General features: G+C 49.6%; 18 protein-coding genes and 2 rRNA genes (2 of these 20 only partly in view). 19 read left to right on the forward strand and 1 reads right to left on the reverse strand.

The window, feature by feature from the left end:
• From DFER_RS18825 to DFER_RS18910, 18 genes are all read left to right on the forward strand, one after another.
• A 23S ribosomal RNA gene (locus DFER_RS18825) occupies positions 1 to 1187 on the forward strand; it begins 1631 nt to the left of the window's first position.
• A gap of 80 nt (positions 1188 to 1267) precedes the next feature.
• Positions 1268 to 1379, forward strand: a 5S ribosomal RNA gene (gene rrf, locus DFER_RS18830).
• Positions 1380 to 1768: 389 nt separating this feature from the next.
• On the forward strand, positions 1769 to 3190 hold the full coding sequence (locus DFER_RS18835) for an anthranilate synthase component I family protein (RefSeq protein WP_015813238.1): 1422 nt from the start codon (positions 1769 to 1771) through the stop codon (positions 3188 to 3190).
• 15 nt (positions 3191 to 3205) lie between these two features.
• The gene (locus tag DFER_RS18840) at positions 3206 to 3772 is read left to right on the forward strand and encodes an anthranilate synthase component II (RefSeq protein ID WP_015813239.1); all 567 of its coding nucleotides are present in this window, start codon (positions 3206 to 3208) and stop codon (positions 3770 to 3772) included.
• A gap of 55 nt (positions 3773 to 3827) precedes the next feature.
• Positions 3828 to 4817: an anthranilate phosphoribosyltransferase gene (gene trpD / locus DFER_RS18845; protein ID WP_015813240.1), complete on the forward strand. Its 990-nt coding sequence runs from the start codon at positions 3828 to 3830 to the stop codon at positions 4815 to 4817.
• Between the two features lie 53 nt (positions 4818 to 4870).
• On the forward strand, positions 4871 to 5689 hold the full coding sequence (gene trpC, locus DFER_RS18850; RefSeq protein WP_015813241.1) for an indole-3-glycerol phosphate synthase TrpC: 819 nt from the start codon (positions 4871 to 4873) through the stop codon (positions 5687 to 5689).
• Positions 5686 to 6336: a phosphoribosylanthranilate isomerase gene (locus tag DFER_RS18855; protein WP_015813242.1), complete on the forward strand. Its 651-nt coding sequence runs from the start codon at positions 5686 to 5688 to the stop codon at positions 6334 to 6336. Before trpC ends, DFER_RS18855 begins: the two co-directional genes overlap by 4 nt.
• Before the next feature lie 7 nt (positions 6337 to 6343).
• Entirely contained in the window at positions 6344 to 7543 is a 1200-nt protein-coding gene (gene trpB / locus DFER_RS18860) for a tryptophan synthase subunit beta (RefSeq protein ID WP_015813243.1), read from the forward strand.
• A gap of 23 nt (positions 7544 to 7566) precedes the next feature.
• On the forward strand, positions 7567 to 7767 hold the full coding sequence (locus DFER_RS18865) for a hypothetical protein (protein ID WP_015813244.1): 201 nt from the start codon (positions 7567 to 7569) through the stop codon (positions 7765 to 7767).
• A 58-nt stretch (positions 7768 to 7825) separates the two neighbouring features.
• Positions 7826 to 8182 carry a Dabb family protein gene (locus DFER_RS18870; protein WP_085938722.1) on the forward strand — a complete coding sequence of 119 codons (357 nt, stop codon included), beginning with the start codon at positions 7826 to 7828 and terminating at the stop codon, positions 8180 to 8182.
• Complete coding sequence (gene trpA, locus DFER_RS18875; RefSeq protein ID WP_015813246.1) at positions 8179 to 8982, forward strand: tryptophan synthase subunit alpha; 804 nt, start codon at positions 8179 to 8181, stop codon at positions 8980 to 8982. Before DFER_RS18870 ends, trpA begins: the two co-directional genes overlap by 4 nt.
• Positions 8983 to 9083: 101 nt before the next feature.
• The gene (locus DFER_RS18880; protein ID WP_015813247.1) at positions 9084 to 9824 is read left to right on the forward strand and encodes a porin family protein; all 741 of its coding nucleotides are present in this window, start codon (positions 9084 to 9086) and stop codon (positions 9822 to 9824) included.
• A 245-nt stretch (positions 9825 to 10069) separates the two neighbouring features.
• Positions 10070 to 13390, forward strand: coding sequence for a DUF4175 family protein (locus tag DFER_RS18885; protein WP_015813248.1), 3321 nt, complete (start codon positions 10070 to 10072; stop codon positions 13388 to 13390).
• 193 nt (positions 13391 to 13583) lie between these two features.
• Positions 13584 to 13997 (forward strand): rRNA maturation RNase YbeY, encoded by a 414-nt coding sequence (gene ybeY / locus DFER_RS18890; protein WP_041736527.1) that lies wholly within the window; start codon positions 13584 to 13586, stop codon positions 13995 to 13997.
• A gap of 54 nt (positions 13998 to 14051) precedes the next feature.
• Positions 14052 to 15914, forward strand: a complete 1863-nt coding sequence (gene mnmG, locus DFER_RS18895; RefSeq protein ID WP_015813250.1) for a tRNA uridine-5-carboxymethylaminomethyl(34) synthesis enzyme MnmG — start codon at positions 14052 to 14054, stop codon at positions 15912 to 15914.
• Complete coding sequence (locus DFER_RS18900; protein WP_015813251.1) at positions 15914 to 16816, forward strand: class I SAM-dependent methyltransferase; 903 nt, start codon at positions 15914 to 15916, stop codon at positions 16814 to 16816. The genes mnmG and DFER_RS18900 overlap by 1 nt, the downstream gene beginning before the upstream one ends.
• Positions 16817 to 16884: 68 nt before the next feature.
• Positions 16885 to 18501 (forward strand): Ig-like domain-containing domain, encoded by a 1617-nt coding sequence (locus DFER_RS18905; protein WP_015813252.1) that lies wholly within the window; start codon positions 16885 to 16887, stop codon positions 18499 to 18501.
• A 458-nt stretch (positions 18502 to 18959) separates the two neighbouring features.
• Positions 18960 to 20747 (forward strand): tetratricopeptide repeat protein, encoded by a 1788-nt coding sequence (locus tag DFER_RS18910; protein WP_015813253.1) that lies wholly within the window; start codon positions 18960 to 18962, stop codon positions 20745 to 20747.
• A gap of 131 nt (positions 20748 to 20878) precedes the next feature.
• Here the strand turns inward: DFER_RS18910 and thrC are convergent, their stop codons facing one another.
• Positions 20879 to 22186, reverse strand: coding sequence for a threonine synthase (thrC, locus tag DFER_RS18915; RefSeq protein ID WP_015813254.1), 1308 nt, complete (start codon positions 22184 to 22186; stop codon positions 20879 to 20881).
• A 201-nt stretch (positions 22187 to 22387) separates the two neighbouring features.
• Here thrC and pruA point away from each other — a divergent pair, with 201 nt between their 5' ends.
• Positions 22388 to 22500, forward strand: the start of a protein-coding gene (pruA, locus tag DFER_RS18920; protein ID WP_015813255.1) for an L-glutamate gamma-semialdehyde dehydrogenase. Its footprint extends 1519 nt past the window's final position; the window shows 113 of its 1632 coding nt (coding positions 1-113); its start codon is at positions 22388 to 22390; its stop codon lies beyond the right edge, outside the window.

The raw sequence follows: 22500 nt of genomic DNA on the forward strand, positions 1-22500 counted from the left end.
GGAACTCGGCAAATTAACCCTGTAACTTCGGGAGAAGGGGAGCCTCCTCGCAAGAGAGGCCGCAGAGAAATGGCCCAGGCGACTGTTTAGCAAAAACACAGGGCTCTGCCAAATCGAAAGATGACGTATAGGGCCTGACACCTGCCCGGTGCTGGAAGGTTAAGAGGGGATGTTACCGCAAGGGAAGCATTGAATCGAAGCCCCAGTAAACGGCGGCCGTAACTATAACGGTCCTAAGGTAGCGAAATTCCTTGTCGGGTAAGTTCCGACCTGCACGAATGGTGTAACGATCTGGGCACTGTCTCGGCCGTGAGCTCGGTGAAATTGTAGTAGCGGTGAAGATGCCGCTTACCCGCCACGGGACGGAAAGACCCCGTGCACCTTTACTATAGCTTTGCATTGTTTTCGGGTCAGGGATGTGTAGGATAGGTGGGAGGCTGTGATTGGGCGTCGCCAGGCGTTCAGGAGCCAACGTTGAAATACCACCCTTCGCTGGCCTGGGATCTAACTTGACTGCGTCAAGGACCGTGCATGGTGGGTAGTTTGACTGGGGTGGTCGCCTCCAAAAGTGTAACGGAGGCTTCCAAAGGTCTGCTCAACACGCTTGGTAACCGTGTGTGGAGTGCAATAGTACAAGCAGGCTTGACTGCGAGACCGACGGGTCGAGCAGGTGGGAAACCAGGGTATAGTGATCCGGTGGTTCTGTATGGAAGGGCCATCGCTCAAAGGATAAAAGGTACGCCGGGGATAACAGGCTGATCTCCCCCAAGAGCTCACATCGACGGGGAGGTTTGGCACCTCGATGTCGGCTCGTCACATCCTGGGGCTGGAGAAGGTCCCAAGGGTTCGGCTGTTCGCCGATTAAAGTGGCACGCGAGCTGGGTTCAGAACGTCGTGAGACAGTTCGGTCCCTATCTGTGGTGGGCGTAGGAAGATTGACGGGGGCTGACCTTAGTACGAGAGGACCGGGTTGGACCCACCGCTGGTGAGCCGGTTGTTACGCCAGTAGCATGGCCGGGTAGCTATGTGGGGAATAGATAAGCGCTGAAAGCATCTAAGTGCGAAACTAGCCCGAAGATGAATCTTCCACATAAGGGTCGTTGTAGACTACGACGTTGATAGGCTGCAGGTACACGTGTCGAAATACACTCAGCTGAGCAGTACTAATTACCCAACAGCTTGCACATTTAATCTTTATCCTTCATCTCTTCTACTTCCAATATGACATGAAAATCAATGACTGGTTCATTGATAACTCAAAGAGCTTGTTGGTGACTATTGGACTGGTGTTCACCTCTTCCCATCCCGAACAGAGAAGTTAAGCCCAGTTCCGCCGATGATACTTGGATCAAACCTGGTAAAGTAGGTAGTCGCCACAATTATTAAAGCAAAAGCATCCTCATAAGGGATGCTTTTTGTAGTTTGAAGTGATCATGCTGTCACTATGACAGTATCGAAAAACGCTTTAAATTCAGCATTAGTTAACTTTTTGATTCGTGCAGAATAAGTCCTTTGCAAATTCTTGCAGAAATATTTTGCAGAATACTGCAGCGATAATTCTTTTTCCTATATTTGTGACCGTAACGGCCGCAAGGCAATTTTCAACTATGAAATTATTCAATACTATTTGGTGGTGGCGTGCTTATCCTTCTAAGATGGACAAGTAAAGGCTATTGCATGGTATAGAATCAAAATATACATTCAAACGGCTCGCTGTTCATCCTGACAGCGAGCCGTTTTTTTATACACTTTACATTACAACTTGCACATGAAAACCCTGGACAAGACTTATCAGATCACCACACGCCACAAAAAGCTCCTGGCGGATACATTGACGCCCGTTTCCATTTACCTGAAACTGCGCGACCGTTTCGTCAATACCATCCTGCTCGAAAGCTCGGATTACCACGGCAACGAAAACTCATTTACATACATCTGCTGCGACCCGATCGCTTCTTTCAAACTGAATAACAGCACGGTCACGCAGCAGTTTCCGGACGGCGACATCGCTACTTTTGAGCTTGCCAACCGCAAAGACGCCGTGCAGGCATTGTACGGCTTCGCGCAGAGCTTTAAGTCCGAAAAAAGTAAGTTTCCCTTCATCACCAACGGCCTTTTCGGGCATATGACTTATGACGCGGTGACGTATTTCGAGGATATCGAAATTCAGCCTACGAATGCCGAAACGGAAATCGACCAGATATTCTACCAGGTTTACAGATACGTTATCGCCATTAACCACTTCAAAAACGAGCTTTACATTTTTGAACATCAGTATGGCGAGACCACGGAAGAAGGCGGCATCGACCAGATCGAGGTGTTGATCAAGAACCGGAACTTCCCGCAGTATGGTTTCAGCATTACCGCCGATGAGACTTCCAACGTGACCGACGACGAAATGCGGAAAGTGATCCAGAAAGGCATCGATCACTGCCTCCGTGGGGATGTATTCCAAATCGTGCCTTCGCGCAGGTTCAGCCGCCAATTTCAGGGCGACGAATTCAATGTTTACCGTGCATTGCGTTCCATCAATCCTTCGCCTTACCTCTTCTACTTCGATTACGGCAATTACAAGATCTTCGGATCGTCTCCCGAAAAACAGATTTTTATCAAGAACGGCCAGGCCGAAATTCACCCCATTGCCGGCACATTCCGCCGCACGGGCGACGACCAGGCTGATGCAGAAGCCGCACAAGCCCTGCTGGACGACCCCAAAGAGACCGCTGAGCACGTGATGTTGGTCGATCTGGCACGGAATGACCTGAGCCGCAGCTGCGACGCCGTAAAAGTCACAAATTACAAGGAAGTTCAATACTACTCGCACGTGATCCACCTCGTGTCGAAGGTGGTGGGGAAAATGAACAAGGACGTCAATCCATTGCAACTGGTAGCGGACACTTTTCCTGCGGGCACATTATCCGGCGCACCGAAGCATAATGCGATGAAGCTCATCGACCAGATGGAGAACTGCAACCGCAGCATTTATGGCGGAGCCATCGGTTTTATGGACTTCAATGGGGATTTCAACCACGCCATTGCCATCCGTACGTTCCTCAGCAAGGATAACACGCTTTTCTTCCGCGCCGGAATGGGCGTGGTCGCCAAATCGAATGTCGAAAGCGAATTGCAGGAGATTAACAGCAAGCTGGCCGCATTGCGCCAGGCCATTCAAGTTGCAGAAGGACTTTAAAAACGATTTGAAATCATGAAAATATTAGTGCTCGACAATTACGATTCTTTCACCTACAACCTTGTGTATATCCTCCGCGAGCTGCACGACCAGGTGGACATTTACCGGAACGATAAAATCGCGCTGGAAGACGTCGGCAATTACGACAAGATACTGCTCTCGCCGGGTCCGGGCATTCCTTCCGAGGCGGGCATTATGCACGATGTCATCCGCGAATACGGTGCTTCGAAAAGCATTCTGGGAATCTGCCTCGGCCACCAGGGGATAGGAGAGGTGTACGGCGCCCAGTTGGAGAATATGACCGACGTGCTGCACGGCATTGCCGACACGGCCATCGTAACAGACGCCAGTGACCGCATCTTCAAAGGGCTGCCGTCCGAGATCAAAGTTGGCCGGTACCACTCCTGGACGGTAATCCCGGAGACGTTTACGGACGATCTCGCCATTACCGCAGTGGACGAAAAAGGGCGTGTAATGGGCCTTTCGCACAAGAAATTTGATGTAAAAGGGCTTCAATTCCACCCGGAATCGGTTTTGACCGAGCATGGAAAGGAAATGCTGCAAAACTGGTTGCAGATCTGACCCTTGCATTGACATAACCCACCTTTCCCGACGATATTAGCTATTAAAAACTGTCATGAAACACATTCTTAGCCATCTTTTTGAATACAAAGTCCTTGACAAGGCGCAAGCCAAAGACGTATTAATGGGCATTGGAACCGGCAGGTATTCCAATTCAGAAATTGCCTCTTTTTTAACTACTTATGCCATGCGTAGCATTACTGTGGAAGAGCTGGAAGGCTTCCGCGACGGCTTGCTGGAGCTATGCCTTTCGGTGGACCTGTCGGCGTATGATCCGATCGACGTTTGCGGCACGGGCGGTGATGGCAAGGACACATTCAATATTTCGACGCTCTCGTGCTTTGTAGTGGCGGGAGCGGGGCAAAGGGTGGCAAAGCATGGCAACCACGGCGTGTCGTCGCTCGTGGGGTCGTCGACGGTGCTGGAGTACCTGGGCGCAAAGTTCACCAATGACAAAGATTACCTCGAACGGAAGATCGACCAGGCGGGCGTGTGCTTTCTGCATGCCCCTCTGTTCCATCCGGCGATGAAGAATGTGGCGCCGGTACGGAAGGAATTGGGGGTGAAAACGTTCTTCAATATGCTGGGCCCGATGGTGAATCCTGTATCCCCGAAAAAACAGCTTGTGGGCGTATTCAGTCTTGAATTAGCGCGTCTTTTTGCTTATCTTTACCAACAAACGGATAAGCAATTTCTGGTTCTTCACGCATTAGACGGTTACGACGAAGTGTCATTGACAGGTGCTTTTAAAATTATAACCGCTCGTTCCGAGCAAGTTCTTACCCCCTCTCATTTAGGGCTTCAAACTTTGCGCGCCGACGATTTATCAGGCGGCGAAACAATCGAAGAGTCGGCCCGGATTTTTATGAATGTTTTGAACGACACGGCCACGCCTTCGCAAAAGCAAGCGGTGCTGGCCAATGCGGCGATGGCGCTCTATTGTGCCAATCCGGCATGGTCGCTGACCGACGCGGTGGAAACCGCGCGGGAATCGCTTGAAAGCAAAAAAGCTTTGGCGGCGTTCAAAAAATTGATCGAAGAATAGTTAGCGGGGAAGTATTTCTCCCTTTTAATATCATTGCAGTTACAGCCTTTTAGATGAATATTTTAGAAAAAATTATCGCCCGCAAGCAGGAAGAAATCAGCGAGTCGAAAAAGCACAGAACCATTTCCGATCTGGAAAAGGAGCCATTGTTCTCGCGCCCAACTACTTCGCTCGCCGCGGCACTAAGATCATCTACCACGCCCCGCATTATCTCGGAATTTAAAAGGAAATCCCCTTCGAAAGGCGTTATCAATGGCGACGTACAGCCACAGATCGTGACCCGGGATTATGTGAATGCAGGGGCCGTGGGTCTTTCAGTACTAACCGATACCGACTTTTTCGGCGGTTCGTTTGCCGATTTCCTCGCAGCGCGGGAAGCCAATCCGCTGATCCCGATGCTCCGGAAGGATTTCATCGTGGACGAATACCAGCTTTTCGAAGCCAAATCCATCGGCGCGGACGTGATCCTGCTCATCGCAGCAAACCTCACGCCTTCGGAAATCGCCCATTTGAGCCGCAGGGCGCACGATCTCGGGCTGGAAGTGCTGCTGGAAGTGCATAATGCGGAAGAACTGGCTGTAAGTACCGGCGAGCATATCGACATTGTAGGTGTGAACAACCGCAATCTCAAAACTTTTGAAACCTCCATTGAAACGTCGATCGAGCTTAGCGAGCTCATCCCCGATCAGTTTGTAAAGATTTCAGAAAGCGGCTTGCAGGACGCCGAAACCATCGTGAAGCTGTTCCAATACGGCTATAAGGGATTTTTGATAGGAGAAACATTTATGAAAACCGCGAACCCGGGCGCCGCACTTGCTGGTTTGCAACAAGATTTAACTCAACATAGCAATTTAAATCCTCTGGTTCTATGAAAATTAAAGTTTGCGGATTGCGCCAGCAAGGCAACATCGAGCAGGTAGTGGCCTTACAACCCAACTTTATAGGGTTTATTTTCTATGACAAGTCGCCGCGCTTCGTAGGTGAGGAACTGGACGAGGAATATATCCGCAGCATCCCTCAAAACATCAAGAAAGTAGGTGTGTTTGTAAATGCAAACCCTGGCCACATTTTGAATATGGTCAAAAAATACGACCTGCAATATGTGCAGCTGCACGGCAACGAAATTCCCGACATTTGCCGGAGCATCCGCCAGAAGGGCGTAAGCGTGATCAAGGCGTTCTCGATCGACGAGAAATTCAATTTTGCCATGCTGAACAATTATAAGTCCTTTTGCGACCTGTTTTTGTTTGATACAAAAGGCGATCAGCCGGGCGGCAACGGTACGGCATTCGACTGGAAACTTTTGGGCAAATACGATAACGAAAAGCCATTCCTCCTCAGCGGCGGCATCGGCCTCGAAAACATCGAAGAGATTATCACATTATCCCAGACACTCCCCATTTACGGCATCGACGTCAACAGCAAGTTTGAAACCGAGCCAGGCGTGAAGGACATTGCCAAGCTGGAAGAGTTATTTAGTTTACTTCGCGTAAAAGAACAAGAAGAAGCGGAAGCTTAATTTTTTTATGGAATCAATTGCAGAAAAGAAGTCGTATCAGGTAAATGACCGAGGTTATTATGGCACTTTCGGAGGTGCGTTCATTCCTGAAATGCTGTACCCGAATGTCGAAGAGTTGCGTGAAAATTACCTGCAAGTAATCAACGACCCTTCTTTTCAGAAAGAATACAGCGATTTGTTACGCGATTACGTAGGCCGCCCCACGCCGCTTTACCGCGCCAACCGGCTTTCGGAAAAATATAAAACCAATATCTTTCTCAAAAGGGAAGACCTCTGCCACACCGGCGCGCACAAGGTGAATAACACCATCGGGCAGATCCTGATGGCGCAGCGCCTGGGCAAAAAACGCATTGTAGCCGAAACCGGCGCAGGTCAGCACGGCGTGGCCACGGCTACCGTGTGCGCATTGATGAACCTCGAATGCACCGTGTACATGGGCGAGATCGATATCGAGCGCCAGGCGCCCAATGTGGCCCGCATGAAAATGCTCGGTGCGGAAGTACGCCCGGCCACCTCCGGCTCACGCACATTGAAAGACGCTACTAACGAGGCCATGCGCCATTGGATCAATAACCCGGTCGATACGCATTACATTATCGGCTCAGTGGTAGGTCCGCACCCATATCCGGATATGGTAGCGCGGTTCCAGTCGGTTATTTCCGAAGAAATCCGTGCGCAGCTCAACGCACATACCGGCAAGCAAACGCCCAATTACGTGATCGCCTGCGTAGGCGGCGGCAGCAATGCGGCAGGCTCGTTTTACCACTTCCTCGACGATGAAGATGTGAAACTCGTAGCGGTGGAAGCCGCGGGGCTTGGCCTTACTTCCGGCCATTCGGCAGCTACCACCGCATTGGGTAAGCCCGGCGTGCTCCACGGAAGCCGCACCATCCTCATGCAAACAGAAGATGGCCAGGTAACGGAACCATTTTCCATCTCCGCGGGGTTGGATTACCCGGGCATCGGCCCTCAGCATGCATGGCTTTACGCCAGCGGCCGCGGCACATTCCTTTCCGCGACCGACGACGAGGCGGTGCAGGCTGCATTTGAGCTGACGCGCCTCGAAGGCATCATCCCCGCATTGGAATCATCCCACGCACTGGCCGTTTTGGGCCGTCTGGGCGCTTCCGAGAACGAAACGGTGGTACTCACCCTCTCAGGCCGCGGCGACAAGGATATGGGTACTTATATGAAATACATCGATTAATTTTCACCTCAATACAACATCACATGGCTACATTGACATTGCCAGAGGTTTTCGATCTCCGGTTGAAGATCCAGGAACTGGAAGCAAAGGTAAATTCAGGTGAACTGTCGCTCTTCGAACGCTGCGATATGGAAGACGAAATCCTGGAAATGAAAGAAAAACTGGGCGAATTCGACCGCCTGAAATTCAGCGACGAAGGCGAATGCCTCAACTGCTCCGCTTAGGATCACCTTTAATCCATACCACCATATGCAGAGATTTAAACTGTTTTTGCTTGCTTCCATGGTCCTATTCAGCACCATGTCGTTTGTTTCACCATCCAATCCACCTAAAAAAATGCTGCGCCACGTTGTTCTTTTCAAATTCAAGGATTCTTCAACGCCTGCTCAGATCAAAGAAGTGGAAGATGCATTCAGAAAACTTCCCTCGAAAGTGAAAGAGGTGAAAGGATTTGAATGGGGTACCAACAACAGCCCCGAAGGACTGGCACAAGGTTTCACACACGTGTTTTTCGTGAGCTTCGACAGCGAAGCCGGCCGCGAAGTGTACCTGCCTCATCCTGAGCACAAAGCATTTGTAAAAGTCCTGGAACCACACCTGGACAAAGTATTGGTTGTTGACTACTGGACACAGGAATGAACCGCATTATAAATCTTTTTCAGAACTCTAATACCGACGGCAGCGGGTTACTGAACGTGTATTTCACGGCCGGTTTTCCCGAGCTGAACGATACCCGGCGCGTGTTGCAGGCATTGCAGGATGGCGGCGCGGACCTCGTGGAAATCGGAATGCCTTATTCCGATCCCGTGGCCGACGGCGAGACGATCCAGCAAAGCAATGACCGCGCATTGGAGAATGGCATGTCCGTTCGCGTGCTTTTCGATCAGTTGCAGGGCATGCGCGAGACGATCACCGTGCCGGTGCTGCTCATGGGTTATATCAACCCGGTGTTGCAATATGGCATCGAGGCGTTTTGTGCTAAATGCGCGGAGGTTGGCGTGGACGGGCTCATCCTGCCCGATATGCCGATGGATGTGTATTTGGATGAGTACAAATCGATCTTCGACGCGCACGGCTTGCTCAATATCTTTCTGGTGACGCCGCAAACTTCCGAGAAACGCATCCGCCAGATCGATGAGGTGAGCGAAGGGTTCATCTACACTGTTTCCTCAGCAAGCGTTACCGGGTCCAAGTCGGGCGTGAGCGGGGATATGCAGTCGTATTTCGAAAGACTCGATGCGATGAACCTCCGCAATCCGCGGCTGATCGGCTTTGGTATCAAAGACCACGACACGTTCGTGAAGGCTTCGAGCCACGCCGCCGGCGCGATCATCGGCAGCGCGTTCATCCGCGTGTTGCAGGAAAGTACCGACCTTGAAAATGACATCAAAACTTTCGTAAGGGACGTAAAACGCTCATCCGAGCCGATTCCGGCCTAATTTCGCCGCGCAGCGGGCGATTTCAGAAACGCTTCAGGCATCAATTTTGTACAAACAATCCGACACCGGGTTGTTTGTTTTTTTATATATCAACGTTGCCTATGAAAACCACTATTTGCTTACTCATCGTCCTCATATGCAGCGTATATACGCCGGCATCCGCTCAGTTCAATTTCGACGTCGAAGGCGGCCTCATTTTGGGCACCAGTTACAATAAAGTACAAATTCCGAGCGGAACCGGAACGCGCGTGAATCTCCCAGACGAACTGAAACTGGACCAGAGTGCGTTCTATCGTATTCGTGCGGGGTACCGGATCGGTAACCGGCACAACATCTCCGCGTTGTTCGCACCGCTCACGATCCACTACCGCGGGTCGCTCGATCAGAGCACAAATTTCAACAACAACACCTTTCTCCCCGGCCAGCCGCTCAATGTCGACTACCGGTTCAACTCGTACCGGCTTACCTATCGCTACGATTTTTTTGCCAATGGCAAGTGGCGGGTAGGGGCGGGGCTCACCGGCAAGGTCCGCGATGCCGACATCCGTTTTAAGAGCGAGTACGCCGATACGCATTACGACAACCTCGGCTTTGTGCCGCTCATTAATTTTTACGCTTCCTGGAAACCGGCCTATCACTGGACCATCATCCTCGAGGGCGACGCACTCGCAGCGAAGCAGGGACGCGCCGAGGATATCTTCGGCGGCATTGCCTATAACTTCAATAATACCGTTGGCATCAAGCTCGGCTACCGCATGCTCGAAGGCGGGGCGGACAATGACAAGATTTATAATTTCAACTGGATCAACTATGCATCGGCTGGGTTACTGATTTCGCTGTAAACGCAAATGGGATCCGGTGCTGCCATTTGAAATACAAATCCGGCAGCACCGGATGTGGAGCCTGCAGGTGTGACGATACCCAGACTTTTCAGCATTCTCTGGGGTAATGTGATGGAAATTCGCTATATTTCTTTGTTTTCTGCGCGTGCGCAGCGCGTGTGAGCATTCGGTAATTTTTGTGGACCGCATGCGTTATAAAACTTCACAGTTATACCTAAACCACTATGGCTCCTTTCACTACCTCAATGGAAGGCCTGTTGCTACGCATTCAGGAATACCGTCAGAAATATTATCAGAACCAGCTGCTCAAAGGCGCGATCTTTTCGATCGGTCTGCTACTCACTGTGTTTCTGTTTTTCAATACCATCGAATACTTCGGGCGGTTTAGCTCGCTGGTGCGCGGGATGCTGTTTTTCGGCTTCCTCGCCGTGCTGGTGTTTTCGTTCGTGCAATGGGTGATCCAGCCATTGATCCATTTGTATGGGTTAAGAAAACCGCTTTCCGACGAGCAGGCCGCATTGCAGATCGGGCAGTATTTTCCTGAGGTGGGAGATAAGCTCGTAAATACATTGCAGCTCCGGAATTTGACCGGCATGCAGTCGGATCTCATTGAGGCGAGTATCCGGCAGAAGTCGAGCCAGCTGCTGATTGTCCGCTTTTCGGATGCCATTCGTTTTAATGAGAATAAAAAAAGGCTGAAATACGCGGTGTACCCGCTGGCGGCCATTGCGGTGATTCTGCTTTTTAACCCCTCATTCTTCTCTTCCAGCTCCGAGCGCATTATCCATTTCCAGAAGAATTATACCTATGCTCCGTTCTCATTTGAGGTTCAAAACAAGAGCTTGAAAGCATTTCGAAATGAGGATTTTATATTAAAATTAAAGCTGCAAGGCGAGGCATTACCATCGGCCGTTTACCTGGTGCAAAACGGGACGCGGTTTAAGCTGACGCAGGAAAGCGCCAAGGATTTTTCCTACACATTTAAAAACCTGCAGCGCGACGTTGCATTCTCTTTCGACGCGGCGGGCTATGCTTCGGAACAGTACCGCATTGTAGTGAACGAACGACCGTCCCTGCTGTCATTTGATGTGAATCTGCATTACCCTGCGTATTTGAACAAACCTTCGGAAGGACTGAATAATGTAGGAAATCTCTCGGTGCCGGAAGGCACGACGATAGAGTGGAATTTCAATACCAATTCTACCAAAGCACTGGCCATTAAATTTGAAAACGATTCGGCATTATACACCGCAAAAGAGCGTGACGGCGATCACTTCGAGATCCGCCGGACAGTCCGAAAATCAGCCCAGTATCAGGTGAACCTGAAAAACGACCAGACGACCAATTCTGATAAGATCGGCTATTTCATCAATGTGATCCCCGACAAATACCCGGTGATGAACCTGGAAAATTTCCAGGACACTACATTGTATAATTACCTCGTGCTGGGCGGGTCGATCAGCGACGATTATGGGTTTTCACAGTTGCGGATGTTCTATTCGGTGAAAAGAGCGAACGAAGACAACCCCGCCGCGCCGAAAAGCATTCCCATTCCATTTAACAAAACCGTCAATACCCAGAGCTTCTTTTTCCAATGGTATGTGGACAGCCTGCAACTCGCGCCGGGCGACAAGATCGAGTATTATGCCCAGGTGTGGGATAACGACGGCGTGAATGGCGCGAAAAGCGCGCGCTCGCGGTCGATCCAGTTTACGGTTCCGTCCAAAGATCAGCTCGAAGCGGAGGTGAGAAAATCGGAGCAGGAAACGGAAAACCAGATGCAGTCGGCGATGAAAAAGGCGCAGAGCCTGCAAAAGGACATTGAAAACCTGGATAACCGTTTGAAAAGTAACAAAGAGCTCGATTTCAAAGAGCAGAAGCAGATTGAAGAAGTGCTGCGCAAGCGTGAGGATTTGATGAAGGAATTGGAGGCTTTGAAAGAAAAGCATCAGAACGCAAATGAAAAGGCGCGGCAGTTCAACCAGCAGAGCCCCGAGTTGCAGGCGAAGATCGAGCAGTTGCAGAAGCTCATGAACGATCTCATGGACGAGGACACCGAAAAGCTGTACAAGGAGCTGAAAAAGTTGTTGGAACAAAAACAGAGCGAACGGATGTCGACCATGCTCGAAAAGCTCCGCAACAAGGAAAATAACCTCGAGAAAGAACTGGAACGGACGATGAAGCTCTTCAAGCAAATGCAGATGGAGCAGAAAATGGAAAACCTGGCCGAAAAACTGAACGATCTGGCGGATAAGGAAGAAGAACTCGCCGAAAAATCGGAACAGAACGATAAGAACAAGAACGCCGACGATAAGCAAGGCAAAAACCAGGACTTGAAAAAGCAGCAGGAACAGATCCAGAACGATTTCAAAAAAGCCCAGGAAAACAGCAAGGAGCTGGAAGAAATGGCGATGGAGCTCGAACAGCAACTCGACACGAAGGAAGAGGAGCAAAAAAACGCTTCTGAGCAGATGGAACAGAGCAAGCAGCAGCTCGACAAGCAACAGAACCAGAAAGCATCCCAGAGCCAAAAAAATGCGGCAAAATCGATGAAGAAAATGGCGCAGTCGATGCAGGAAAATATGGAGTCTGCTGAAATGGAGCAGATGCAGGAAAATATGGACGCATTGCGAGACATTCTGGAAAACCTGATCACATTATCCTTTGATCAGGAGACCCTGATGAAAGACTTCCGCGGCGTGAGCCTGCAAGACCCGCGCTTTGTGAAACTCGGCCAGCAACAGCTGAAACTGAAAGACGACGCGAAGATCGTCGAGGATAGCCTGTATGCATTGGCCAGCCGCGTGGTGCAGATCCAATCGTTCATCACGCGCGAGCTGAATGACATGAAATCGTACATGAACGAAAGCGTGAAGAGCATCAAGGACCGGCAGATCAATGTAGCGACCTCGAAGCAGCAATTTGCGATGACGTCCATGAACAACCTCGCCTTAATGCTGAGCGACGTGTTTAACCAAATGCAACAGCAAATGGCGATGGCCATGCCCGGCGCCGGCAAGGGCAAAAAGGGCAAGCAGAAAGGCGACCAGCCAAGCCCCGGCGAAATGCAGCAGCAACTGAACGGCCAGATGAAGCAACTCGGGCAGGGTAAGGAAGGGCAGGGTAACCAGTCGGAACAGCTCGCCAGAATGGCCGCGCAGCAGGCCGCGATCCGTAAGATGATCCAGCAATTGATGGAGCAGCAGAAAGGCACGGAGCAGGGCAAGCAGTTCGGCAAGGAATTGCAGGATATCTCCGACAAGATGGATGAAACCGAAACCGACCTGGTTAACAAACGAGTGACGCCGGAGCTGATCAAGCGCAACCAGGAGATCACCACGCGTCTGCTGGAATCGGAGCGGGCGATGAAAGAGCAGGACGAAGACGAGCAGCGCAAAGCCCAAAGCGCGAAGCAGCAGCCAAAACAACCGCCGGCAGCATTCGAAAAGTACATTCGTGAGAAGGAGAAGCAAACCGAGCTGCTCCGCACGATTCCTCCGACATTCTCACCATTCTACAAGCGTGAGGTAGACACCTACTTCCGTAAATATCAGGCCAAGAACTGATCACACGCCCATTTTGTTGGGCTAGGGTAGGGGATAGCGTTAACTCTTTTTAACAGGGGGTTTTGACACGCTATCCCTTGTTTTTCATGTTCTTAATGACAGACTTCGTAAGTTTGTAAATTATTTACGATCAAATATTTAAATATCATGCATCGTTCGTCGCTTGATGGACGATGGTGCGTGGCTATCAAACATGGTAAGTTTCTTCTCGGAAGACATTGATTTTAAGGTAGTTAATCCGTTAAAAACAAAAAAATGGCTTAAAAACGCCTCAAATTCAGAAGGTTATGAGGTATCGCAGCTGAATTACATATTCTGTTCCGACGAGTACCTGCTTGAAATCAATAAACAATATCTCGACCACGACTATTTCACTGACATCATTACGTTTGACAACAGTGAGGAAGACAACCAATTGGAGGGGGATATTTACGTTAGTGTAGACAGGGTACGTGAAAACGCAGCAACGTTCCACACCGATTTTGACACAGAAATGCGCCGTGTGCTCATTCACGGGCTGCTCCACCTCGCCGGTCATGACGACACGAGTGAAGCGCTTAAAACGGCCATGAGGGCTAAAGAAGATGAGTATCTTAGGCTGTTCTAGTTAAATTTCCACGTGGAACACTTTAATTAAAGTGGTTTAACAAGTAGTAATTATATGTTTCAGGAATATGATGTGATCGTGGTAGGCGCAGGCCATGCCGGATGCGAAGCCGCCGCTGCCGCAGCGACGATGGGCTCCTCGGTGCTGCTGATCACAATGAATATGCATACCATCGCGCAGATGTCGTGCAACCCCGCAATGGGGGGCGTCGCGAAGGGACAGATCGTTCGCGAGATCGACGCGCTCGGCGGACAGTCGGGGATCGTCTCCGACAAAACCATGATCCAGTTCCGCATGCTGAACCTCTCCAAAGGCCCTGCCATGTGGAGCCCGCGCTGCCAAAGCGATAGAGTTAGGTTTGCGGAGGAATGGCGCTCCATCCTTGAGAACAATCCCAATGTAGACTTCTGGCAGGATACGGCTAAGAACATCATCGTCGAGGACGGCAAAGTGTGCGGCGTGGTGACCAGCCTGGGGATACAGATCCGCTCAAAGGCAGTAGTGCTAACCAATGGAACCTTCCTGAATGGACTTATCCATATTGGCGAAAAGAACTTCGGCGGAGGCCGCACGGGCGAGAAATCTGCCACCGGTTTGACCGAACAATTGGTTACCCTCGGCTTCGAGGCAGGACGGATGAAAACCGGCACGCCACCGCGAGTGGATGGTCGCTCGCTCGACTATTCTAAAATGGAGGAGCAACCCGGCGACGAAGTTCCAGCTAAGTTCTCCTACACCGACACCAAGCCGCTCGCCAAACAACGCAGCTGTTGGATCACCTACACCAACCAGGAAGTCCACGATGTGCTGAAAACCGGATTCGAGAAATCGCCGATGTTTTCGGGACGCATTAAGGGACTCGGTCCCCGCTACTGCCCGTCGGTAGAGGACAAGATCAATCGCTTTGCCGATAAGGACCGCCACCAGATTTTCGTGGAGCCGGAAGGCTGGGATACCGTGGAAGTGTATGTGAATGGCTTCTCGACCTCGCTTCCGGAAGACGTGCAATACGCCGCGCTTCGGAAAATTCCTGGTTTTGAAAATGCCAAAATGTTCCGCCCCGGCTACGCGATCGAATACGATTACTTCCCGCCGACGCAGCTGAAATCGACGCTCGAGACCCACTTGGTGAAGAACCTATTTTTTGCAGGGCAAATCAACGGAACGACGGGCTACGAGGAAGCGGCTTGCCAGGGTCTCATGGCAGGGATTAACGCGCACAGAAATGTGAACGATCTCGATCCGTTTGTCCTGAAAAGATCGGAAGCATACATAGGCGTGCTTATCGACGACCTCATTAACAAAGGCACCGAAGAGCCTTACCGGATGTTCACCTCCCGCGCCGAATACCGCACATTGCTCCGCCAGGATAATGCCGATTTAAGGCTTACTGAAAAGGGATACGAAATCGGATTGGCGAGCGACGAAAGGGTGGAAGCCGTCCGAAAGAAGAAACGTGAAACGGAAGAGGTCATCGCCAAACTGAATGCTACCAAGCTCACGCCCGACGAAATCAATCCTGCATTGGAAGCGATCGGAACGGCGCAGATCCGTGAGAAAATAGCCGTCGCGCAACTGCTCCGGAGACCCCAGATTTCCATCGATCAACTGCTCGAAGCAAGCGCGGTCGTGACCGAATTGCTCGCTGAATACGCTAACGATTCTGTTCAGCAGGCCGAAATCAACCTCAAATACGACAGCTACATTGAAAAGGAAATGCTGCTCGTGGATAAAATGAATAAGCTGGAAAACCTCGCGATCGTGGAGAATTTCAACTACGACGGGGTCACTTCGTTGTCCTTTGAAGGCCGTGAAAAACTGAAAAGAACACGTCCTTCGACGATCGGCCAGGCGTCCCGCATCAGTGGTGTCAGCCCTTCGGATATATCTGTTTTAATGCTTTACATAGGCCGCTAATGTCTTTAGAAACGCTTGATAAATGCCCGGTATGCCAGCAATCCAGTTTCAGCAATTACCTGAACGTGGAGGATTATACCGTTTCGCACAAAGAATTCACGATCCAGCAATGCAATTCCTGTTACTTTCTGTTCACGAATCCGCGCCCGTCCGAGGCTTCGATCGGAGCCTATTATGAATCGCAGGACTACATTTCTCATCACGACGAAGCCAAAGATCTGATGAGTAAAGTGTACACTTCTGTAAGAAATCATACGATTGAACAGAAGGTAAAACTGATCAACAGCCTTGTGAAACCAAAGGGAACATTGCTGGATATCGGCTGCGGAACGGGCAACTTTTTGAGCGCCGTGAAGCAGGATGGCTGGAAAACATTCGGTACCGAGCCCGATTCCGGCGCCCGCGAAGTAGCAGCGAAGCGGGTAGGAGCGACGATTTTTGAAGGCATTACCGAAGAAAGTCTCGGAGCCCAGCAATACGATATCATTACGATGTGGCACGTTTTGGAACACGTCCACAAATTGAATGAAACTATAGACTGGCTGCAAAACCACTTAAAACCGAACGGACGGATCATCATCGCGGTGCCTAACCCGCAGTCGCACGACGCCGCTAAATACGGCCGTTTTTGGGCCGCCTACGACGTCCCGCGGCATTTGTATCATTTCACACGCGCCACGATGAAAAATCTCCTGCAAAGGCACGGATTGGCCGTTAAAAAGATCCTTCCGATGTGGTTCGATTCCTTTTATGTGAGTATGCTCAGCACCAAATATAAAAGCAGTAAAACGAATCTCGTGGATAGTGTCGTCACCGGTCTGCAATCCAACTTAAAAGGCCGCGCCGGAACGAATAAGGAACTGAATACTTCCAGTCTGATCTACATTATTTCGAAAAACTGAAACGTCTCAAAAACTCAAAACGGCCCTCAATACCCACTGTATTGGGGGCTTTTTAAATTCATCCGACAATGCTTAGAACGATTGTATTTGCCATCCTCGTGCTGTTTTTTTTCGAACGCTGCGCCCAGCAAGTCCCGCCCACAGGAGGTAAGCGCGATTCCATTCCGCCCAACCTCGTGGAAAGTAATCCATTGAACAAAACCCTCAATTTTAAAGGCAAAAAAATCGAACTGTTCTTCGACGAATATGTGGTCGTTGATAATATCAATCAAAAACTCGTGATCACGCCGGAAGCCGACAACCCCTATTCCTACAAGCAAAATGGCATGTCGGTGGCGCTTACATTCAAAAATCAGTTCAAGGACAGCACTACTTACACGCTGAATTTCGGTGATGCGATCAAGGATTTTGCAGAAAAAAATCCGGCAAAAAACCTCAAGATCGTGTTCAGCACCGGCACCTCGCTCGACTCCGGGCGCGTGTACGGAACCCTCAAAGACATTCGCACAAACAAACCGATTTTCGACGCCCTGGTAGGTCTTTATAATGTGAGCGACACGCTCAATATCGCCAAGCAGAAGCCCTACTATTTCTCCCGCACCGACAGCAGCGGCGTATTTTCCATCGAGAACATCCAGACAAGGCAATACAAACTGATCGCGATCGACGACAAAAACCGGAATATGCTCTACAATGCAAAGGACGAACGCATGGGATTTTTGGGAAAAACCATCACCGCCGGCACCGATTCGGCGTCCTACGCGCTGAATATGTACCTGTCGGACAACACGGCCCTCAAAGTTCAAAGGACGCTGCCCAAAGTGAATAATTACGCTGTGGTTTTCAGCAAACCGATCGAAAACGTTGAAGTCACATTCGTGAATAAGGATTCACTGCCCTACCTGCTCGAGCCGGGGGGCACAAACCTCAAATTTTTCAATGTAGAGCCTCATGCAGACACCACGCTGGTTAAGCTTAAAACCCTCGATTCCCTCGGGATTACGACGGAATTCGAACAAAAAATCGCATTTCAGGCGCAGCGCGGCAAAACCCGCCAGCTCGATCCGCTCACACTTACCACCATTCCGGAAGCCAACAAGCCACTCACAAATGAATTCACCTACAAGCTGATCCTGAACAAGCCCGTGAAGACATTAGATGATCAAAAAATCGCCATTATCTCCGACAGCCTCACAAATGAACCATTAAATGCATTTAAATACACCTGGAACACCAACCGGAATATCCTCACGATTGCCGCAAAATCCTTTGCCAAGGACAGCGTGAAATTCGACATTCCGAAGGGCTCCATTATCAGTGTGGAAGGCGATACACTGGCTAAAACGCTGCTCAAACATCCTGTGCTAAACGAAGAGGATTTCGGCGTGATACGCGGGCGCGTAACGAATGCTGATACGGCCGTCCACTTCATTCTTGAGCTCGTAGATGAGCAGTATAAGGTCGTCGAAACGGTGTACGCATCGCCGTATACTTTCAAGAATATCCCTCAAGGAAAATACTTTTTACGCATCACGGTCGACAAAAACCGGAACAGAAGATGGGACACTGGCCAAATCGACAAGGATCTACAGCCTGAACCGGTTTATTACCTGCCCGACAAGATCCTTTTGAAGGCCAACTTCGAGCTGAATGACATCAATATCACCATTCCTGAAGAAAAATAACGACATTTTTGTCTACAGTCTGTGGATAACTATGTGAATAACGCGGAAATTTTGTTGGTAAGAGGGGTGAAAATGTGAACAACCTTGTGGATAACCCCTAATATGTGTGGATAAAAAAGTGAATTTCGTCCTCCAGTGGATAACCAACAACGAAATCAGAGTTAACAGTACGTTGATTCACTTTAGAAACTGTGGATAACAAATGTAGTCAACTAAAGGCGTTTACCCACATTCAAATGTGAACAGATAATTTCCTAACTTGTATTTCAGCTACTTAAATGTTGATTTCAAAAATTTCTCCAGTGGATAACTCGCATAAGTTATGCACAATTTGTGGATAAGTATGTTAATCTACAGTGGATAAGGATCTTATTCACAAATCCACAGGCACAATGAATGATAATAACTAAAGGAAAAAGATTTTTTTATCTATTATGAAAAGGGTTACGAGCTGTTTGATGATAGGATTTCTGCTTTCCGGGGCGGCCGCGGCGTTCGGGCAGGGGGAGCGGGAGCTGGCCGAGGAGTATTTCAAAAACGGGGACTGTCCGAAGGCGCTTAGTTATTATTCTTCTTTTCTGAAAAATTCATTCGAGAAGATCTCGCTTAAGAATTATACGAGCTGCATTGTGAAGAGCAAGACCTGGGGCGATGGCGAGCAATTTTTCAAAAAGCAGATCAAAGGCGATCCCAACAATGCAGCATGGTATTACCTGAACTGGGGCATTATGCTTGAGAATCAGGGGAAGGCCGTGGAGGCGTCCAAACGGTACGAGCAAGTCATTACCGCATCGGGAGCCAGAACGGAGCTTAAACGTGATCTTGCGGAGGAATTCAGGGCACAAAACCAATCGGAATGGGCCAAAAATATCCTGCTCGAAGCTAGACAAAGTGCGAAGCGCTACGACATATTCCAGCTGGAACTAGCCAGCGTTTACCGCGACCTGAACCAGCCCGAAAAGATGATCGACGAGCTGCTTTCTTACGGCATGCGCTATCAGAATACGGAGGTCGTTCAGAATATGCTTCAGGACTTTACCAAGGACGAGAAGGAGCAGGCTTTGCTGGAAAAGGTACTATATGATAAGATCCAGAAATTTCCGCAGGAAGGCTTCTACAATGAACTGCTGATCTGGTACCAGGTGCAGCGCAAGGATTTTTACAAGGCATTCATCCAGGAACGTGCGCTCGACAGGCGTTTCAAACACAACGGTGCACGGCTCTACAACCTTGGCATGCTGGCCTTGCAGAACAATGATTATACCAATGCCGGCAATATATTCGATCACCTGGTCAAGGAATATCCGAAGGGCCAGCTATATCCGGTGGCCCGCAGAATGGCCATTTTCGCGCGGGAAGAGCAGGTTAAAAATACCTATCCCGTAAAGCGGAGCGAGGTGCAAAAGCTGCTGGGGCAATATCAGCAGTTGGTGGACGAACTGGGCGTGAATGTGCGCACGATCGAGGCATTACGGAACATGGCGATTTTGAATGCATTCTATATGGATGATTTCAAAAAGGCCATTGAAATACTACAGAAGGCGATTGAAGCAGGCAAGGCGGAGAAGAACTTCGTGGACAAATGTAAGCTCGATCTGGGCGATATTTACCTCTTGCAAGGTGAGCCCTGGGAGGCGACATTGGTGTATTCGCAGGTAGAAAAATCTCAGAAGGACGATGTGCTCGGATACGAAGCTAAATTACGGAACGCCAAGCTTCATTATTTTAAAGGCGAGTTTGAGTTAGCAAAAGCAGTTTTGGATATCCTCAAAAAAGCAACTACCCGCGAGATTGCCAACGACGCCAACGAGCTCTCCCTCTTAATCATGGACAACACCGGTCTGGACAGCAACGAGACAGCCATGAAGGCCTATTCGTCCGTGGAGTTGCAACTTTTCCAAAATAAGAAGTTCGAGGCTATCGATACTTTGAAACAACTTTACAAAAGGTACGAAAGCCATAGCCTGGCTGACGAAATTCTTTGGCTTACTGCGAAGACTTACATCAAGCTCGACAGCAACCAGCAGGCGATGACGGATCTGAAATTGTTGTATTCCAAATTTGGACACGACCTGTATGGCGACGACGCGCTGTTTGCGATGGCGAAACTTTACCAGGAAAAACTGAATGACAAGGACCAGGCGATGAAGATGTATCAGGAGCTGATGGAAAAATATCCCGGCAGCATTTTCGTCGCCGAGTCGCGGAAGCGCTTCCGGATTTTGAGAGGTGACGTGATTAACTAGAGAATTTGGATGAAAATAGTAAAAGGCCCCGGAGTTCGTCACTTCGGGGCCTTTTACGTTTTAAAATTCACGTCCTTCTACCCGGATTCAGTCAAATATTCAAATCTCAGGGCTATAAGAAACGGTTATTTTTATTTTAAGGCGTTCATTAACAATGATTTGAATTCCGAAAATTCAGGTTTCATTTTGATCGACACTTTTTCAATATCGAGCAGTGATTTCAATCTTTCGGGTACTTCGATGCTTTTTCCCAAAGTTTCTTCCACGAGGTCGATAAATTTGGCGGGGTGAGCCGTCGAGAGGAACACGCCGGTAAAATCGCTGCCGGTTTTTTTCCGGTAGTCCTGAAGACCGCGGTAAGCGACGGCCGTGTGCGGGCACATCACGTAGTTGGCATTGCCGAAAACTTCCCGCATTGCTTTCTGCGTTTGCTCGTCGTTGTAGAATGCGCCGGAAACTTTTTCATTGATCGCATTCCAGTCGTCATTGAAAAACCGGGTAAGCCGCACGAAGTTGCTCGGGCTGCCGACGTCCATTGCGTTCGAAATCGTTTCGATCGAGGGAAGCGGTTCGTACGTCCCGGACGTGAGGTAACGCGGTACTGCATTGTTTGCATTCGTCGCCGCGATGAAATGTTCCACCGGCAAGCCCATGCGATAGGCGAGTACGCCGGCGCTGAGGTTTCCGAAATTCCCGCTTGGTACAGAAAACACTAGCGGCTTGCCCAGTTTTTTCAGCTGCGCATATGCCGCAAAGTAGTAGAACGATTGCGGAATGAGCCGGGCTATGTTAATGGAGTTGGCCGAGGCAAGGTTATATTTTTCGGAAAGTTCGGCGTCAAGGAATGCCTCTTTCACCAGGCGCTGGCAGTCGTCGAAGGTCCCTTCTACTTCCAGGGCCGTCACATTGTGGCCGAGGGTAGTGAGTTGTTTTTCCTGAATGTCGCTTACTTTCCCGCTAGGGTAGAGGATGGTAACGGAAATGCCCGGCACTTTGTAAAAACCCTGTGCAACCGCGCCGCCGGTGTCGCCGGACGTGGCTACCAGAATGCGGATTTCCTTGTTGGAGCGCTGCAAAAAATAGGACATGATCGCGGCCATAAAACGGGCGCCGAAGTCCTTGAAAGCCATAGATGGCCCATGAAACAGTTCGAGCACGTAGTCATTCGGCGTGATCTTCACCACAGGCGCCTCGAAATCATATGCGCGATCGATGATGGATTCAATTTCGCTTCTCGTAATTTCACTGCCCAAAAGCGTGGCCGTCACCTCGATGGCGATCTCTTTGAAGGATTTATTTTCAATATCATCCATAAATTCCTTCGAAATCGCGGGAATGGATTCGGGCATATAGAGACCGTTATCGGGAGGAAGGCTGTTGAAAATCGCTTCTTCCAGGGATGCTTTCAGGTCGGCAGTTTTGGTACTGTAGAATATCATTTTTGATATGAATTGATCCGGAAATTGGGATCGCAAATTTAACTAAAATCCCAGCAGGTCAGTTATTTTGAGAACTTTTAAATGGGTTTTCAGCATAAAAACGGGATTGGACTTTGCTGTGAAAGCATTGCGGGGATCGTGGCGGCCGATAATTTTGTTGACTAATAACAGCTAGTAAATCAATATAACAAACCAAATAATATGTCGATAGGAATTTTCAATGTGCCGGCGCTCAAAAACGAGCCGGTTAAAAGTTACGCGCCGGGTACGCCGGAGCGCGCAGAACTCAAAAAAGCGCTGGCCGATGCCCGTGC

This window comes from Dyadobacter fermentans DSM 18053, from assembly GCF_000023125.1.
GTDB classification, from domain to species: Bacteria; Bacteroidota; Bacteroidia; order Cytophagales; family Spirosomataceae; genus Dyadobacter; species Dyadobacter fermentans.

What these genes read in the sequence shown, in the direction of transcription:
- DFER_RS18835 (WP_015813238.1), top strand. Translation starts at nt 1,769, where the DNA reads ATGAAAACCCTGGACAAGACTTATCAGATCACCACACGCCACAAAAAG.
- DFER_RS18840 (WP_015813239.1), top strand. Translation starts at nt 3,206, where the DNA reads ATGAAAATATTAGTGCTCGACAATTACGATTCTTTCACCTACAACCTT.
- trpD (WP_015813240.1), top strand. Translation starts at nt 3,828, where the DNA reads ATGAAACACATTCTTAGCCATCTTTTTGAATACAAAGTCCTTGACAAG.
- trpC (WP_015813241.1), top strand. Translation starts at nt 4,871, where the DNA reads ATGAATATTTTAGAAAAAATTATCGCCCGCAAGCAGGAAGAAATCAGC.
- DFER_RS18855 (WP_015813242.1), top strand. Translation starts at nt 5,686, where the DNA reads ATGAAAATTAAAGTTTGCGGATTGCGCCAGCAAGGCAACATCGAGCAG.
- trpB (WP_015813243.1), top strand. Translation starts at nt 6,344, where the DNA reads ATGGAATCAATTGCAGAAAAGAAGTCGTATCAGGTAAATGACCGAGGT.
- DFER_RS18865 (WP_015813244.1), top strand. Translation starts at nt 7,567, where the DNA reads ATGGCTACATTGACATTGCCAGAGGTTTTCGATCTCCGGTTGAAGATC.
- DFER_RS18870 (WP_085938722.1), top strand. Translation starts at nt 7,826, where the DNA reads ATGGTCCTATTCAGCACCATGTCGTTTGTTTCACCATCCAATCCACCT.
- trpA (WP_015813246.1), top strand. Translation starts at nt 8,179, where the DNA reads ATGAACCGCATTATAAATCTTTTTCAGAACTCTAATACCGACGGCAGC.
- DFER_RS18880 (WP_015813247.1), top strand. Translation starts at nt 9,084, where the DNA reads ATGAAAACCACTATTTGCTTACTCATCGTCCTCATATGCAGCGTATAT.
- DFER_RS18885 (WP_015813248.1), top strand. Translation starts at nt 10,070, where the DNA reads ATGGAAGGCCTGTTGCTACGCATTCAGGAATACCGTCAGAAATATTAT.
- ybeY (WP_041736527.1), top strand. Translation starts at nt 13,584, where the DNA reads ATGGTAAGTTTCTTCTCGGAAGACATTGATTTTAAGGTAGTTAATCCG.
- mnmG (WP_015813250.1), top strand. Translation starts at nt 14,052, where the DNA reads ATGTTTCAGGAATATGATGTGATCGTGGTAGGCGCAGGCCATGCCGGA.
- DFER_RS18900 (WP_015813251.1), top strand. Translation starts at nt 15,914, where the DNA reads ATGTCTTTAGAAACGCTTGATAAATGCCCGGTATGCCAGCAATCCAGT.
- DFER_RS18905 (WP_015813252.1), top strand. Translation starts at nt 16,885, where the DNA reads ATGCTTAGAACGATTGTATTTGCCATCCTCGTGCTGTTTTTTTTCGAA.
- DFER_RS18910 (WP_015813253.1), top strand. Translation starts at nt 18,960, where the DNA reads ATGATAGGATTTCTGCTTTCCGGGGCGGCCGCGGCGTTCGGGCAGGGG.
- thrC (WP_015813254.1), bottom strand. Translation starts at nt 22,186, where the DNA reads ATGATATTCTACAGTACCAAAACTGCCGACCTGAAAGCATCCCTGGAA.